At 55.9% G+C, this 15,049-nt stretch carries 13 protein-coding genes; 3 read left to right on the forward strand and 10 right to left on the reverse strand.

Features of this window, described 5'->3' with window-relative positions:
• Positions 1–263: 263 nt before the first annotated feature.
• From fabI to gloB, 8 genes are all read right to left on the reverse strand, one after another.
• Positions 264–1,058, reverse strand: coding sequence for an enoyl-ACP reductase FabI (gene fabI, locus AACY09_RS11635; protein WP_339488148.1), 795 nt, complete (start codon positions 1,056–1,058; stop codon positions 264–266).
• Between the two features lie 28 nt (positions 1,059–1,086).
• Positions 1,087–2,700: an ABC transporter ATP-binding protein gene (locus tag AACY09_RS11640; protein ID WP_339488149.1), complete on the reverse strand. Its 1,614-nt coding sequence runs from the start codon at positions 2,698–2,700 to the stop codon at positions 1,087–1,089.
• A gap of 1 nt (position 2,701) precedes the next feature.
• Positions 2,702–3,721, reverse strand: a complete 1,020-nt coding sequence (locus tag AACY09_RS11645) for an ABC transporter permease (RefSeq protein ID WP_339488150.1) — start codon at positions 3,719–3,721, stop codon at positions 2,702–2,704.
• A gap of 1 nt (position 3,722) precedes the next feature.
• On the reverse strand, positions 3,723–4,796 hold the full coding sequence (locus AACY09_RS11650) for a microcin C ABC transporter permease YejB (RefSeq protein ID WP_339488151.1): 1,074 nt from the start codon (positions 4,794–4,796) through the stop codon (positions 3,723–3,725).
• 1 nt (position 4,797) lies between these two features.
• Positions 4,798–6,726 carry an extracellular solute-binding protein gene (locus AACY09_RS11655; protein ID WP_339488153.1) on the reverse strand — a complete coding sequence of 643 codons (1,929 nt, stop codon included), beginning with the start codon at positions 6,724–6,726 and terminating at the stop codon, positions 4,798–4,800.
• The gene (locus AACY09_RS11660) at positions 6,723–8,516 is read right to left on the reverse strand and encodes an extracellular solute-binding protein (RefSeq protein WP_445323819.1); all 1,794 of its coding nucleotides are present in this window, start codon (positions 8,514–8,516) and stop codon (positions 6,723–6,725) included. The genes AACY09_RS11655 and AACY09_RS11660 overlap by 4 nt, the downstream gene beginning before the upstream one ends.
• A 320-nt stretch (positions 8,517–8,836) precedes the next feature.
• On the reverse strand, positions 8,837–10,378 hold the full coding sequence (locus tag AACY09_RS11665) for a LysM peptidoglycan-binding domain-containing protein (RefSeq protein WP_339488157.1): 1,542 nt from the start codon (positions 10,376–10,378) through the stop codon (positions 8,837–8,839).
• A 99-nt stretch (positions 10,379–10,477) separates the two neighbouring features.
• Positions 10,478–11,251: a hydroxyacylglutathione hydrolase gene (gloB, locus tag AACY09_RS11670; RefSeq protein ID WP_339488158.1), complete on the reverse strand. Its 774-nt coding sequence runs from the start codon at positions 11,249–11,251 to the stop codon at positions 10,478–10,480.
• 77 nt (positions 11,252–11,328) lie between these two features.
• On the opposite strand from gloB, the gene AACY09_RS11675 reads away from it, so the two are divergent.
• The gene (locus tag AACY09_RS11675; RefSeq protein WP_339488159.1) at positions 11,329–12,105 is read left to right on the forward strand and encodes an SAM-dependent methyltransferase; all 777 of its coding nucleotides are present in this window, start codon (positions 11,329–11,331) and stop codon (positions 12,103–12,105) included.
• A 58-nt stretch (positions 12,106–12,163) separates the two neighbouring features.
• Positions 12,164–12,616 (forward strand): ribonuclease HI, encoded by a 453-nt coding sequence (gene rnhA / locus AACY09_RS11680; RefSeq protein ID WP_087516516.1) that lies wholly within the window; start codon positions 12,164–12,166, stop codon positions 12,614–12,616.
• A gap of 41 nt (positions 12,617–12,657) precedes the next feature.
• On the opposite strand, the gene AACY09_RS11685 is transcribed toward rnhA, so the two are convergent.
• Positions 12,658–13,314, reverse strand: coding sequence for a CoA transferase subunit B (locus AACY09_RS11685; protein WP_339488160.1), 657 nt, complete (start codon positions 13,312–13,314; stop codon positions 12,658–12,660).
• Positions 13,315–13,340: 26 nt separating this feature from the next.
• Positions 13,341–14,039, reverse strand: coding sequence for a CoA transferase subunit A (locus AACY09_RS11690; protein WP_339488161.1), 699 nt, complete (start codon positions 14,037–14,039; stop codon positions 13,341–13,343).
• Between the two features lie 116 nt (positions 14,040–14,155).
• On the opposite strand from AACY09_RS11690, the gene AACY09_RS11695 reads away from it, so the two are divergent.
• Positions 14,156–15,043: a LysR family transcriptional regulator gene (locus tag AACY09_RS11695; protein WP_339488162.1), complete on the forward strand. Its 888-nt coding sequence runs from the start codon at positions 14,156–14,158 to the stop codon at positions 15,041–15,043.
• The last annotated feature ends 6 nt before the right edge of the window (positions 15,044–15,049 follow it).

The raw sequence follows: 15,049 nt of genomic DNA on the forward strand, positions 1-15,049 counted from the left end.
ATAGACAACTCTGCCGTAAGCGTAATGTTAAAAATCAAAAAAAACCGCGTGCTAAAGCGCTAGACGGGGGATGTTGACTAAAGGTACCCGTTTGTTGGGGCTGTAATCAGGTTGGGCGTCGAAGCTATCACCACCTGAGTCGTGCGATTGGTCACGAAGGACAACCCAGTGCTCGAATCACTGATTTCAGGGCAAAAAAAAGCCCGGAGCAACCACTAGTGCGCCGGGCGTTATCAGGGCAATACGCATTGCTGCGTGGAAGATTACTCGTCCATTGCACCCATTGCGGTCGTGTTGAAGCCACCATCGACGTACATGATTTCGCCGCTTACGCCGGAAGCCAAGTCCGAGCAGAGGAATGCACCGGCGTTGCCAACTTCGTCAATTGTGACGTTGCGGCGCAGTGGGGTTTGCTTTTCGTTGGCTGCCAGCATTTTGCGGAAGCTCTTGATGCCCGACGCGGCCAAGGTGCGGATTGGACCCGCAGAGATTGCGTTAACACGCGTCCCTTCTGGGCCCAGGCTACCGGCGAGGTAACGGACACCGGCTTCAAGGCTGGCCTTGGCCATGCCCATTACGTTGTAGTTAGGCATGGTGCGCTCAGCACCCAGGTACGACAGCGTCAGCAGGCTGCCATTGCGACCTTTCATCAACTCGCGGCCGCCTTTGGCTAACGCGACAAAGCTGTAAGCGCTGATATCGTGGGCGATACGGAAGCCTTCACGGGTGGTGACGTCAGTGAAATCGCCGTCAAGTTGGTCGCCAGGGGCGAAGCCGACTGAGTGAACGATGCAGTCGAGGCCATCCCACTTTTTGCCCAAGGCTTCAAATACAGAAACGATCTCGTCATCGTTGGCCACGTCACATGGGAAGCACAGGTCAGCGCTTGAACCCCAATCAGCGGCAAAGCCTTCAACACGGCCCTTGAGCTTTTCGTTCTGGTAGGTGAACGCCAGTTCAGCACCTTCGCGGTGCATGGCTGCAGCAATGCCCGAGGCGATTGAGAGTTTGCTGGCAACGCCAACGATCAGTACGCGCTTACCGGTTAGAAAACCCATGTGTTGTTCCTCTTCCTATTCGCAAGGATTAGTCAGCAGTTGCTGGCGCCAAGAAGGCAGCCTCCAGCAGTTGCTGAGTATAAATATGTTGCGGCGCAGCGAATATCGCCTCTGCCGGACCTTGTTCAACCACTTGACCCTGTTTAACCACCATTAAATGATGGCTGATTGCCCTGACGACAGCCAAGTCGTGGCTGATGAACAGGTAAGTCAGGTTGTACTTGGCCTGCAATGACCGCAACAACTCAATAACTTGACGCTGAACAGTGCGGTCGAGCGCCGAAGTGGGCTCATCCAGCAGTATCAGCGCCGGTTTAAGTACCAGTGCCCGGGCAATGGCGATACGTTGCCGTTGCCCACCCGAAAACTCATGGGGGTAGCGATGCCGGGATTCCGGATCGAGGCCTACCTCTATAAGTGCATCGATTACAGCTTGTTCCTGTTCAGCTTTGCTGCCCATCTGGTGAATGTCGAGGCCTTCACCGACGATCTGACCCACCGACATGCGCGGGCTCAGACTCCCGAAGGGGTCCTGAAACACCACCTGCATTTGTCGGCGCAGTGGTCGCACTTCCTTTTGCGACAGGCCATCAACTGCCTGGCCCTGAAAACGTATCCCGCCCTGACTGCCGAGCAAACGCAAGATCGCCAGACCGAGTGTGGATTTGCCGGAACCACTTTCGCCAACAATGCCAAGGGTCTGGCCTTGTGGCAGGCTAAAGTTGATGCCGTCCACCGCTTTTACATAATCAACAGTGCGGCGCATGAGTCCTTTTTTAATGGGGAACCACACGCGCAGGTCGTCAACTTCCAGTATCGGCTTGCCCGGCGGGTTATCGACGGGATCACCGCTGGGCTCCGCTCCGAGCAATTCCTGAGTATAGGAATGCTGCGGCGCAGTGAACAAATCTTCACAAGTCGCCTGTTCGACGATCTTTCCGCGCTGCATGACACATACGCGGTTAGCAATTCTTCTGACCAGGTTCAAATCGTGGCTGATCAGCAGCAGCGACATACCCAGACGTGCCTGTAATTCCTTGAGCAATTCGAGGATTTTCAGCTGTACGGTGACGTCCAAGGCTGTGGTCGGTTCATCGGCGATCAGCAGTTCAGGCTCGTTGGCCAAGGCCATGGCGATCATCACTCGTTGGCGCTGGCCGCCTGATAATTCGTGGGGATAAGCCTTGAGGCGCTTACGCGGCTCAGGAATACCCACCAGACTCAAAAGCTCCAGCGTGCGCTCTGTGGCGGCTTTACCACTAAGGCCCTTATGCAGCGCAAGCACCTCGTTGATCTGCTTTTCGATGCAGTGCAGCGGATTCAGCGAAGTCATGGGTTCCTGAAACACCATGGCAATACGGTTGCCGCGAATGCCGCGCAGCTTTTTCTCGCTCATGCTCAGCAGGTCTTCGCCTTTATAGCAAATAGTGCCGCTTGGATGCTGTGCGAGCGGGTAGGGCAGCAAGCGCAGAATCGAATGGGCGGTGACAGATTTGCCCGAGCCGCTTTCACCTACCAAGGCCAATGTCTCGCCGCGGCGGATATCAAAACTGATGTTTTCGACCACCCGATGGCGGTTTTCGCCCGTGACGAATTCGACGCAGAGGTCGCGCACTTCGATGAGGTTGTCAGTGTCGGTCATGTTACTTCCTCGGGTCGAAGGCATCGCGAGCGGCCTCGCCTATAAACACCAGCAGGCTGAGCATGATGGCCAGTACCGCGAACGCGCTGATTCCCAGCCATGGCGCTTGCAAGTTCGACTTGCCCTGGGCGACCAGCTCACCCAATGAAGGGGCGCCGGGTGGCAAACCAAAACCAAGGAAGTCCAGCGCTGTCAGGGTGCCGATCGCTCCGGTGAGGATAAACGGCATAAAGGTCATGGTTGAAACCATGGCATTGGGCAGAATGTGGCGGAACATAATCGCGCCATTCTCCATCCCCAGTGCCCGGGCGGCGCGCACATATTCCAGATTGCGCCCGCGCAGAAACTCGGCGCGTACCACGTCAACCAGACTCATCCACGAGAACAGCAACATAATGCCCAGAAGCCACCAGAAGTTGGGCTGTACAAAGCTGGCCAGAATGATCAGCAAATACAGCACCGGCAGGCCCGACCAGACCTCGAGGAAACGCTGACCGACCAGATCGACCCAGCCGCCATAGAAGCCTTGTAATGCTCCGGCAAAGACACCAATGATCGAACTGAGGATGGTCAAGATCAGGGCGAATAGCACCGAGATCCTGAAGCCATAAATCACTCGCGACAGCACATCACGGCCCTGATCGTCGGTGCCTAGCCAGTTGACCGAGGACGGCGGAGCGGGGGCAGGGACTTGCAGGTCGTAATTGATGCTCGAATAGCTGAACGGGATAATCGGCCAGATCATGGTCCCGTCTTTGTCGGCAATCAGTTGCTTGATGTACGGGCTTTTGTAGTTGGCCTGCAGCGGGAATTCGCCGCCAAACACGGTTTCCGGATAGCGCTTGAATACTGGGAAGTACCACTCGCCGTCATAGCGCACAGCCAAGGGTTTATCATTGGCGATCAGTTCGGCGCCAAGGGTCAGGGTGAACAGCGCGAGGAAGATCCACAGCGACCACCAGCCACGCTTGTGGGCTTTAAATCGTTCGAAGCGCCGTTGATTGATGGGGGACAGTGCCATATCAATTCTCCCTGCTTTCAAAGTCGATACGTGGATCGACCAGGGTGTAGGTGATATCGCCGATCAATTTCACTACCAAACCTAATAAGGTGAAGATAAACAGGGTTCCGAATACCACGGGGTAATCTCGGTTGATAGCCGCCTCAAAACTCATCAGGCCGAGGCCGTCGAGCGAGAAAATCACTTCAATCAACAATGAGCCGGTGAAGAAAATACCGATAAATGCCGCCGGGAAACCGGCAATGATCAACAGCATCGCGTTGCGGAACACGTGACCGTAAAGCACGCGGGTATTGGTTAGTCCCTTGGCGCGCGCTGTGACCACATATTGTTTGTTGATCTCATCGAGAAAGCTGTTTTTGGTCAGTAGCGTCAGGGTGGCGAAGTTACCAATCACCAAGGCTGTGACCGGCAGGATCAAGTGCCAGAAATAATCGAGAACCTTGCCCGTGGTGCTCAGGTCATCGAAATTGTTTGAGGTCAGGCCGCGTAGCGGAAACCAGTTTAGGTAACTGCCGCCGGCAAACACCACAATCAACAGGATCGCGAACAAAAATGCCGGTATGGCATAACCGATGATGATCGCTGAGCTGGTCCACACATCAAATGCACTGCCGTGGCGAGTGGCTTTGGCAATGCCCATGGGGATCGAGATCAGATACATGATCAAGGTGCTCCAGAGCCCGAGTGAGATCGACACGGGCATTTTCTCGATGATCAGGTCGAGCACCTTGGCGTCACGGAAGAAGCTTTCGCCGAAGTCAAAGTGGGCGTAATTCTTGATCATGATCCAGAAACGCTCTGGCGCTGGCTTATCAAAGCCATACATATGCTCGATTTCGGCGATCAGTTCAGGATCCAGGCCTTGTGCGCCACGGTAGTTGGAGCCTGCGACAGACACTTCAGAGCCGCCGCCGGAAATCCGACTGGTAGCGCCTTCAAAACCTTCCAGCTTGGCAATCATCTGGTCAACCGGGCCACCGGGTGCGGCCTGGATGATCAGGAAGTTAATCAGCAGAATGCCAAACAGCGTCGGGATGATGAGCAAGAGGCGACGAATGATATACGCCAGCATGTTATTGCTCCGTGCCTTCAGCTTTAGGCGCTAAGTCAGGCGCTTCGGGTGTTTCTGCAGGCTCGACTTCTGGGGCTGGTGCTTCAGCCCCTTCAGCAGCTTCCGCAGCTCGCTGCGCCGCCTGGGTCTCAGGGGAGGCTGGTCGCGCCCACCAAGTGTTCAGGCCAATGTCATACATCGGCGTCACCGCGGGGTGCTGCAGGGTATTCCAGTAGGCCAGGCGCCAGGTTTTGATATGCCAGTTAGGCACTACGTAATAGCCCCACAGCAACACTCGGTCGAGCGCGCGGGTGTGGTCAATCAGGCTTTTACGGGAGTCGGCGCCAATCAAACCGACGACCAGGTCATCAATGGCGGGGTCTTTCAGGCCAATAAAATTGCGGCTGCCAGGGCGATCGGCACTGCTCGAATGCCAGTATTCGCGCTGCTCGTTGCCGGGGGAATTGGATTGCGGAAAACCGCCAACGATCATGTCGTAGTCACGTGAGCGCAAGCGATTGATGTACTGCGAGACATCGACGCGGCGGATCACCATGTCGATACCCAAGTCAGCCAGGTTGCGTTTGTAAGGTAATAAGATGCGCTCAAATTCAGTCTGGGCGAGCAAGAATTCGAAGCTGACCGGTTTACCGCTGGCGTCGAGCATGTGGTCGCCTTCGACCCGCCAACCTGCTTCTTGCAGTAGCTGGTAGGCGCGGCGCTGTTGTTCACGGATCATGCCGGTGGCTTTAGTCACAGGCAGGGTGAATTCATCGGTAAACACCTTGGCCGGGATTTTGTCGCGCAGCGGCTCAAGTATTTTCAGCTCATCGGCATCTGGCAGACCGCTGGAGGCCAACTCGGAATTGTCGAAATAACTGTGTGTGCGGCTGTAGGCGCCATTGAACAGTTGCTTGTTAGCCCATTCGAAGTCAAACAGCAGGCCAAAGGCTTCGCGAACACGTGGGTCTTTGAACAGGTCGCGGCGGATATTGAAAATAAAGCCCTGCATTCCGGTGGGGTTGGAGTTTTTCAGCTCTTCTTTAATCAACTGGCCATTGGCTACGGCTGAGGTGTTATAAGCCGTCGCCCAGTTCTTGGCACTGGTTTCCAGCCAAAAATCGAACTGCCCAGCTTTCAGGGCTTGCAGGGCGACGTCGTTATCGCGGTAGTAGTCGATCCGCATGGTGTCGAAGTTGTAGAAGCCCCGGTTGACGGCGAGGTCCTTGCCCCAATAATCCTTGACCCGCTCGTAGCGTATGGTGCGCCCGGGTTTTACTTCGGTAATGCGGTACGGGCCACTGCCCAGAGGGACTTCCAGGTTGCTTTTGCTGAAGTCACGCTCTGCCCACCAATGCTTAGGCAGCACGGGCAGTTGACCGACAATCAGGGGTAACTCGCGGTTGCCTGAGTGCTTGAATTTGAACATTACCTTGTGTGGGCCTTCCACCTCGACGCTGGCCACATCCGCATAATAGCCGCGATACATGGGCGAGCCTTTGCTGATCAGGGTGTCGAAGGTGAACTTGACGTCATCGGCTGTGACTGGAGTGCCGTCATTGAAGCGGGCTTCTGGGCGCAGGTAGAAACGTACCCAACTGCTGTCCGGGGCTTTCTCTATTTTGCCGGCGATCAACCCGTATTCAGTGAAGGGCTCATCCAAGGCGTGGACGGTGAGGGTGTCGTAAATCAGCCCAAGATCATCGGCTGATACGCCTTTATTGATATAGGGGTTGAGGCTGTCAAAGCCGCCGAAGCCTGCTTGGCGCAAGGTACCGCCTTTCGGCGCGTCCGGATTGGCGTAGTCAAAGTGGCTGAAGTTGGCCGGGTATTTTGGCGCTTCGTCATACAGGGTGACAGCGTGTTGCGGCGCTGCCTGCGCAAGGCACGACAGACTGAACATGAAAATGGCGCTGGTTTTAACTGCAAATGAGCGCAGTGAATGCGTCATTGGGTTTTCTCCGTGGGTTTCAGCCACCAGGTACGCAGCCCCAATGTGTAGGGCGGTGTGGGGACATGAGCAAAGCGGTTGCGATAAGCCAGGCGATGGTAATTGATGTACCAGTTGGGAATGCTGTAATAGCCCCACAGCAACACGCGGTCCAATGCGCGAGTCGCAGCGACTTGTTCGTCGCGGGTTTGTGCTGACAGGAGTTTCTCCACCATGGCATCTACCACGGGGCTGTCGATCCCAGCATAATTCTTGCCGCCTTTGACCTTGCCTTGGCTGGAATGAAAATACAGCGATTGCTCAAGCCCAGGGCTGAGTGTTTGCGCGAGTGTCAGGGAAATCATGTCAAAGTCGAATTGATCCAGACGTTGTTTGTATTGGGCACGGTCGACACTGCGTAAATTCGCTTGAATCCCGAGGATTGCAAGGTTCTTGGCAAATGGCTGGTAAATACGCTCAAGGCTGGAGTTGACCAGCAGTAGCTCGAATTGGAACTGTTCGCCCTTACTGTTGACCAGGCCATTTACCGACGGCTTCCAGCCCGCGTCGGCCAATAGACCCAGTGCACGGCGTAAGGTTTCGCGCGGTATGCCATGGCCCTCGGTCTTGGGCACGGCAAAGGCCTCAGTAAACAGTTTTTCCGGAAGCTCGCTTCGATAAGGCGAGAGCAGCAGCCACTCAGCGCCTTTCAGCTTGCCGGTGGCGGAGAACTCACTGTTCGGGTAATAACTGCTGGCCCGGGTGTAGGAGTCATTGAACAGGGTGCGATTGGTCCACTCGAAGTCAAACATCAAGCCCAGGGCCTCACGGACCCTGGCGTCGGCAAACAGCGGCCGTCTTGAGTTCATAAACAGGGCTTGGGTTTGGGTTGGGATTTTGTGCGGAATTTCGGCGCGAATAACTTCGCCGCGCTGCACGGCAGGGAAGTTGTAGCCATTGGCCCAGTTCTTGGCCTGCTGTTCGATATAGAAATCAAATTCGCCCGCTTTGAAGGCCTCGAAGGCAACATTGCTATCGCGATAAAAATCGACGCGAACTGTGTTGAAGTTGTATTTGCCGCGGTTCACGGCCAAGTCTTTGCCCCACCAGTTTTTCACCCGTTCAAATGTCAGGCTCCGACCCGGGCTGACGTCAGTGATCTTGTAGGGGCCGCTGCCCAGCGGTGGATCATAGGTGGTGGCTGTAAAATCACGGTCTTTCCAATAGTGCTGCGGCAACACCGGCAACTCACCCAACCGCAGTATCAGCAGTGGATTACCCGCGCGTTTGAACACAAAGCGGATGCGATGGCGATTGAGGATGTCGACGCGCTTCACTTCCTGCAAGTTGGTTCGGTATTGCGGGTGACCTTCCTTGAGCAGGGTGCGATAGGAGAAGGCGACGTCATAGGCGGTAATAAGTTTGCCGTCGTGAAACTTGGCATTTTTGCGCAGGTTGAAGACCACCCAGCTGCGATCTTCACTGTATTCCACGGTCTCGGCGATCAAGCCATAGCTCGATGCAGGCTCATCTCCAGACGGGTCGTACGCCCCGGTGCCGACCATCAACGGTTCGTTCATCTCGGTGACGCCGTATTGCAGGAAATTGGCGGTGGTGATCGGGCTTGAACCCTTGAAAGTATAAGGGTTGAGTGTGTCGAAGGTGCCTGAAGCCATGATGCGCAGGGTGCCGCGCTTGGGGGCATCCGGGTTCACCCAATCGAAATGGGTAAAGCTGGCGGAGTACTTGAGTGCACCGAATTGAGCATAGCCATGACTTTTGATAATGGTCGCCCCGGCAGGGCCACACATAACAAGGCTGATCAGTAATGGGATGAGGCGACGTATCAAGTGATATATCCGATCCGTGGCGGCTATGGGCATCTTGCCCGGTACAGTAACAGCTTGTATCGACAGGAAAAAGACCAGGCGCTTGAGTGCCTTGGTCAGTTGCGACTGGTTTCGGTGAAGAGGCGACCAGGCAGCGCACTGCAGTGGCTCTATGATCGTACATAGCGATTAATTTTAAGGCTATTTGATGCAGGCCGGTTGCTGCTCTAACGGCGGGCAGAGCATATTTGGGACGGTGCGCGTCTTGCCAAGCGCCGGGCGGCGCTTGGTGGTTGTGTCAATCAGCGTGGCAGGCGCAGGGTCAAGGTCTGGCCGGGGCGCAGCGCGCTTCCGGTGCGGGGGTTCCAGGTCTTGATGTGCTTCATCGGTACCTTAAAGCGCTGGGCAATCACTGAAAGCGAGTCGCCTTTGCGCACCTTGTAATAGGTAACCGTGTTTTGCTTGCTAGCTGTCGATCCAGAGTGGGAGGCGTCGGCCATGGCCAATGTTTGCCCAACTTTCAGCGAGTTACCGCTCAGTTTGTTCCAGCTTTTCACCTGACTGACCGAAACCTTGTTCGCTTTGGCAATCGACCAGAGGTTGTCACCCGACTTTACCCGGTAGTGACGCAGTTTCGCTGGACGCGCACTGGCGATTTGCTGGCCTGCGTCAATCTGCTCACCGGCGCGCATTGGCAAACTCAGGTTTTGACCCACGCGCAAATTGTTGCTTGAAAGTTTATTCAGCTCGCGGATGCCACTCACGCTGGTGTGGTAGCGGTTGGCGATGCTGCTCAGGGTGTCGCCACGGCGAACCTTGTATTCCTGCCATGTGACCATGTCTTGCGGCTTGAGGGTCGATAAGCTTGCGGTCAATATTTCAGCTTTTTCGACCGGCACCAACAAGCTCGGAGGGCCGTCCATGGTGATGCGACGCTTGTAGGCCGGATTAAGCTGGTAAAGCTCATCCTCATCAAGGTCCATCATCGCGGCGATTTTCGACAGGTCCATTTTCTGGTTCAGCGCGACTTGCTCGAAGTAGGGCTGATTGGCCACCGGACTCAGGCTCACGCCGTAGGCTTTTGGCGTCATCACTACCTGCGAGAGGGCCAGTAGCTTAGGCACATAATTCTGCGTTTCAGCGGGCAGTGACAGATTCCAGTAATCGGTGGGCAAGCCCAGTTTCTGGTTGCGCTCGATTGCTCGGCTAACCCGGCCTTCACCGGCGTTGTAGGCTGCAAGGGCAAGGAGCCAGTCGCCGTTGAACATGTCGTGCAGGCGCGTCAGGTAATTCATGGCCGCGTTGGTCGATGCCATGACATCGCGGCGACCGTCATACCAACTGGTTTGGCGCAGATTGAAGTGCCTACCGGTGGCGGGCATGAACTGCCACAAGCCGACTGCCTTGGCATGGGATAGCGCGAGCGGGTTGTAGGCGCTTTCAATCATCGGCAGCAATGCCAGTTCAGTCGGCATGTCGCGCGCTTCGAGCTGCTCTACGATGTAATGAATGTAGGGACTGCTGCGTTCGCTGGCGTTTTCAATAAACGAGGGGTTGCTGACGAACCAGAGGCGCTGTTGTTCGATGCGAGGGTTGATACCGATGGTATCTTGCATTTGATAGCCGTCGCGCACGCGCTCCCAGATATCAGTGGCAACGTGCTCTTTGGTCTGTGCGTTGAGCCACACCGGGTCTGGTTTGTGGCGCTCAACCAGCACCACGTCGTCACTGACTTGGGGCGTGCTTTGACAGCCAGCCAAGGTCGCGCAGAACACCACCACCAGCGCCTGTGCGCTTTGTGCTAATGCCTTTGAATTCAAGGGGTTGCGTGGTGATAAAAGCATTAGCGATGATGGTCTTCCAGATGCAAATGTCGGGCGATTCTAGAAACCGTTTTTCGCTTGGTCAAGTTTTGACCAGTTTTTTGTGGCGGTGTCGACTTTTTAAAAACTGTCCTTCCAGGCACGAAGCTCAGTGAACGCCTGCACTTGGGAGCGCTCACGCACGCCGCTCCGCTCGTCTAATTTTTGCAGAACACCCGGCTTGTCTGTCCGTAAAAAAGGATTGGTTGCCAGTTCTAATTCCAAGCTTGAAGGGAGGCTTATCTGGTCATTGGCGCGCCATTGGCTGACGTCGCTGATGCGCTGGGCAATGGCCTGGTTGTCAGGCTCGGCAGCTTGGGCAAAGCGCAGATTGCTCAGGGTGTATTCGTGGGTGCAGTACACCGCGGTCTTGCCAGGCAACGCGGCCAGGCGGCTGAGCGAGTCATGCATTTGGGCGGGGGTCCCCTCGAATAATCGACCACAACCTGCGGCAAATAGGGTGTCGCCACAAAACAGCCAATGCTGGTCTGCCTGGTAATAGGCGATATGGCCCAGGGTATGGCCGGGGACTTCAATAATCGCAAAGGTCTGTCCCAGGATCTGAACTTTATCGCCCTGGTGCAAAGCCACGTCACGCCCAGGGATATTTTCATTGGCCGGGCCGGTTACGCGGGCTCCTGTGGCTGCCTTGAGCTGCTCAACCCCCCCAACATGATCAAAGTGATGGTGGGTAATCAGGATGTCAGTTAGTTTCCACTGCGGGTTATGGTTAAGCCACGCTTCGACGGGCGCGGCATCACCCGGATCCACCACCGCGCAGTGGCGTTGTTCGGTGTCTTGTAACAACCAGATATAGTTGTCAGAGAATGCAGGCAGGGCTTGGATGTTTATCATGGTCGTCAGTCGCCAAGGTTTAAACAAAGGTGCATCTTAGGCCTCAGGGCCTCTAAGGGCTACGCAGGAATCGATTAATGTCAGATCAGCAGCGCTCAGAAACGCCGTTTGCCGACGCCGATGAACAATGGCTGGATTTGATCGCCAGTGCCCGGCAATGGTTTAACGGACCTTATGGGCAACTCTTGCTTGAGAGTCAGCAATCTTTGCTTGAAGAGGAGCTCGCACGCTTCTTCGGCAGCTATATGCTGCATTACGGGCCGACGGTGGGGGCGCCACCTCAAGCCGCCCAGATTCAACATACCGTTCGGGTCGGTGCGCCCTTTGCCGGGATGGATATCGCCTGTGAAGAACAGGCTTGGCCAATGACCGAGCACGCCGCCGATGTGGTGCTGTTACAGCATGGCTTGGATTTCAGCCTGTCGCCCCATGGATTGCTGCGTGAAGCCGCGCACAGTGTCAGGCCCGGCGGGCATTTGCTCATAGTTGGAATCAATCCGGCCAGTTGCTGGGGGTTGCGTCATATGTTGACCCGCGATGCCTTGCATCAAGCCCGCTGCATCTCGTCGAATCGGGTATGTGACTGGTTGCGCCTGCTTGGTTTCGCGCTGGAGAAACGCCGCTTTGGGTGCTATCGTCCGCCGCTTGCTTCCCGTGCCTGGCAGAAGCGATTGGCCCCTTTAGAGTCATGGGCGAGCGCTTGGCAAGCCCCTACAGGCGGCTTTTATTTACTGGTTGCGCGCAAAATGGTTGTCGGTTTACGGCCCCTGCGCGAATCCCGGCGCGAGCCGATGGCGGGTATGGTGCCGATGCCTGTGGCCAAGGTAAGCCGCTGCGATGGGGATAAAACCTGACGCCTATCAAGTGTCCATCAGGCCTGGCTGATCTAATTTATTGAGAGAACTGCTCTGCATGTCCGAACAAGTAGAAATCTATACCGATGGCGCGTGCAAAGGTAACCCCGGTGTAGGCGGCTGGGGTGCTTTGTTGGTGTTTAAAGGTGTCGAGAAAGAACTGTGGGGTGGCGAGGCCGAAACCACCAATAACCGTATGGAACTGACCGCGGCCATTCGCGCGTTGGCTGAGCTCAAACGCGAATGCGATGTGCGTTTGGTGACCGATTCGCAGTACGTCATGCAAGGCATTCAAGACTGGATGCCCAACTGGAAGAAGCGTGGCTGGAAGACCGCTGCCAAGCAGCCGGTGAAAAATGCTGACCTGTGGCAACAGTTGGACGAGCAGGTTAATCGCCATAAAGTGACGTGGCAGTGGGTGCGTGGCCATACCGGTCACCCCGGCAATGAGCGCGCCGACCAACTGGCTAACCGTGGGGTTGACGACGTCAGGGCTTTAAAGCACGCCTAGCCTGACCATCGCTGTCTGGCGGTGGTCAGGCAGCATGGGTTTCAGAATGTCATTTCCGGCACATGCTCGGGAATGATCAAACGGCCCGCAGTCTTTTCGGCAATTTCTTCGACACTCACTCCAGGTGCGCGCTCGCGCAGGATGAAGGCGCCGTCTTCGATCTCAAGATAGGCAAGGTCGGTGAGCACCTTCTTGATGCAGCCTGCGCCCGTGAGCGGCAAGTTGCAGCGAGGCAGCAGCTTGGACTCGCCGTCTTTGGACGCGTGAGTCATGGTTACAATAATGTTATCGGCACCTGCTACCAGGTCCATGGCGCCGCCCATGCCCTTGATCAGCTTGCCCGGTATCATCCATGACGCGATATTACCTTCGACATCGACCTCGAAAGCACCGAGCACTGTGAGATCCACGTGGCCGCCACGGATCATGGCGAACGATTCTGCCGACGAAAAGATCGATGCACCTTTTACCGCAGTGACGGTCTGTTTGCCGGCGTTGATCATATCGGCATCAACTTGATCGTCCTTGGGGAACGCACCCATGCCAAGCAGGCCATTCTCCGATTGCAGCATCACCTGAATGGTATCCGGTACATAGTTGGCCACCAGCGTGGGGATGCCAATGCCCAAATTTACGTAATAACCGTCCTTGAGCTCACGCGCAACGCGCGCCGCCATTTGTTCGCGGGAAAGTGCCATAGTCGCCTCTTTGTTATTCGGTGGAGTCACGCCTGCACGGTGCGTTTTTCAATGCGCTTCTCGAAGCGGCCCTGGATGATTCGATCGACGTAAATGCCGGGTGTATGAATCTGCGCGGGGTCGAGTTCGCCGGGTTCGACGATTTCCTCGACCTCAACCACGGTGATGCGTCCGGCTGTAGCCGCGAGCGGATTGAAGTTCTGCGCGGTGTGGCGGTAGATGACGTTACCGAAATGGTCCGCCTTCCAACCTTTGACGATGGCGAAGTCGCCCGTTATCGAAGGCTCCAGAATGTAATTGCGTCCGGCGTATTCGCGTACTTCTTTGCCTTCGGCGACAGGGGTGCCGTAGCCGGTGGCGGTAAAGAATGCCGGAATCCCGGCACCGCCCGCACGTAGCTTTTCGGCGAGTGTGCCTTGGGGGGTGAGTTCAACTTCCAGTTCACCGTTGAGCAGCTGTTTTTCAAACAGCGCGTTCTCTCCGACATAGGAAGCAATCATCTTGCGTATCTGCCGATCCTCAAGCAATACGCCCAAGCCGAAGCCATCCACGCCGCAGTTATTGGAAACCACGGTCAGGCCTTTGACGCCCAGGCGGCGGATTTCAGCGATCAGGTTTTCGGGGATACCGCAAAGGCCAAAGCCTCCAGCCAATACGGTCATGTCATCAGTGAGGCCAGCAAGTGCCTCCTCATAGCTATACACACGTTTGTCGAGCCCAGCCATCTCATTGCTCCTGTGGTCGTGGCGTCGGTCAGGGACCGGAGATAGCGTCAGTGTCTGTTGCTGGGTATTATTTGTTAAGTTTGTTTTTAATTGGTATTGATAGGTTTTTCTGAATAATGTCTATTAAGCAGCTTCGCGCCTTTCTTGCCGTTGCTCAGTCCTTGTCGTTTGCTCAGGCCAGCCATAATTTGCACCTGTCGCAGCCGGCCTTGAGCTTGGCAATCAAGACCCTCGAAGAGTCCCTGGGCGGTGCTTTGCTGGTGCGCACTACCCGGAATGTGGCCCTGACCCGCGAGGGGCAGGTGTTAGTGCCCTTGGCCAGGCGTCTGGTAGCCGATTGGGACAACACCGAAGAACTGTTGCGTCAGCATTTCACCCTGCAGTTGGGGCGCGTCGCCATTGCGGCCTTGCCATCATTCGCCGCGAGTCTGTTGCCGGTGGCGCTCAAGGCGTTTCGCGACTGCCATCCCAACATCAATGTCACCGTGCACGACGTGATCAACGAGCAGGTGGTAGAGATGGTGCGTAACCATCGTGTCGAGTTGGGTGTCGTGCTGGAGCCGCAGTCACTTGAAGGCCTGACCTTCACCTCGCTTTACTTGGACAGATTTATCGCGGTAGTGCCCGCAGGCAGTGAGCTGGCGGACTACAAGGAATTGCACTGGAGCGACCTGCTTAGTCAGCCCTTCATTGCCCTGCAGAGGCCTTCAGCGGTGCGCAGCTTGCTTGAAAACAGCCTCAGCGACCGGCATGGACGTCTGCCAGTGGCATTTGAAAGTCATCAACTGGTGACCATTGGGCGTATGGTTTCTCAGGGCTTGGGCGTTAGTGTGGTGCCCAGCTTGTGCCGTGAACAAATGCAGGCGTTAGGTGCCTGTTGCTTGCCGCTCGATCAGCCGCGCATTGAGCAGCGGGTCGGTTTGATCCATCTGGCCGGTAGCACGCTTTCAGCGGCCGCCAAGGCGCTCTCGGAAAAACTGATTGAAACGGCTGAGAAGCGCTAGTGACCC

The organism is Pseudomonas sp. EL_65y_Pfl2_R95, from assembly GCF_963971045.1.
GTDB lineage: Bacteria > Pseudomonadota > Gammaproteobacteria > Pseudomonadales > Pseudomonadaceae > Aquipseudomonas.

What these genes read in the sequence shown, in the direction of transcription:
- gloB (WP_339488158.1), bottom strand. Translation starts at nt 11,251, where the DNA reads ATGATAAACATCCAAGCCCTGCCTGCATTCTCTGACAACTATATCTGG.
- rnhA (WP_087516516.1), top strand. Translation starts at nt 12,164, where the DNA reads ATGTCCGAACAAGTAGAAATCTATACCGATGGCGCGTGCAAAGGTAAC.
- AACY09_RS11660 (WP_445323819.1), bottom strand. Translation starts at nt 8,516, where the DNA reads ATGTGTGGCCCTGCCGGGGCGACCATTATCAAAAGTCATGGCTATGCT.
- AACY09_RS11655 (WP_339488153.1), bottom strand. Translation starts at nt 6,726, where the DNA reads ATGACGCATTCACTGCGCTCATTTGCAGTTAAAACCAGCGCCATTTTC.
- AACY09_RS11690 (WP_339488161.1), bottom strand. Translation starts at nt 14,039, where the DNA reads ATGGCTGGGCTCGACAAACGTGTGTATAGCTATGAGGAGGCACTTGCT.
- AACY09_RS11675 (WP_339488159.1), top strand. Translation starts at nt 11,329, where the DNA reads ATGTCAGATCAGCAGCGCTCAGAAACGCCGTTTGCCGACGCCGATGAA.
- AACY09_RS11685 (WP_339488160.1), bottom strand. Translation starts at nt 13,314, where the DNA reads ATGGCACTTTCCCGCGAACAAATGGCGGCGCGCGTTGCGCGTGAGCTC.
- AACY09_RS11695 (WP_339488162.1), top strand. Translation starts at nt 14,156, where the DNA reads ATGTCTATTAAGCAGCTTCGCGCCTTTCTTGCCGTTGCTCAGTCCTTG.
- AACY09_RS11640 (WP_339488149.1), bottom strand. Translation starts at nt 2,700, where the DNA reads ATGACCGACACTGACAACCTCATCGAAGTGCGCGACCTCTGCGTCGAA.
- AACY09_RS11650 (WP_339488151.1), bottom strand. Translation starts at nt 4,796, where the DNA reads ATGCTGGCGTATATCATTCGTCGCCTCTTGCTCATCATCCCGACGCTG.
- AACY09_RS11665 (WP_339488157.1), bottom strand. Translation starts at nt 10,378, where the DNA reads ATGCTTTTATCACCACGCAACCCCTTGAATTCAAAGGCATTAGCACAA.
- fabI (WP_339488148.1), bottom strand. Translation starts at nt 1,058, where the DNA reads ATGGGTTTTCTAACCGGTAAGCGCGTACTGATCGTTGGCGTTGCCAGC.
- AACY09_RS11645 (WP_339488150.1), bottom strand. Translation starts at nt 3,721, where the DNA reads ATGGCACTGTCCCCCATCAATCAACGGCGCTTCGAACGATTTAAAGCC.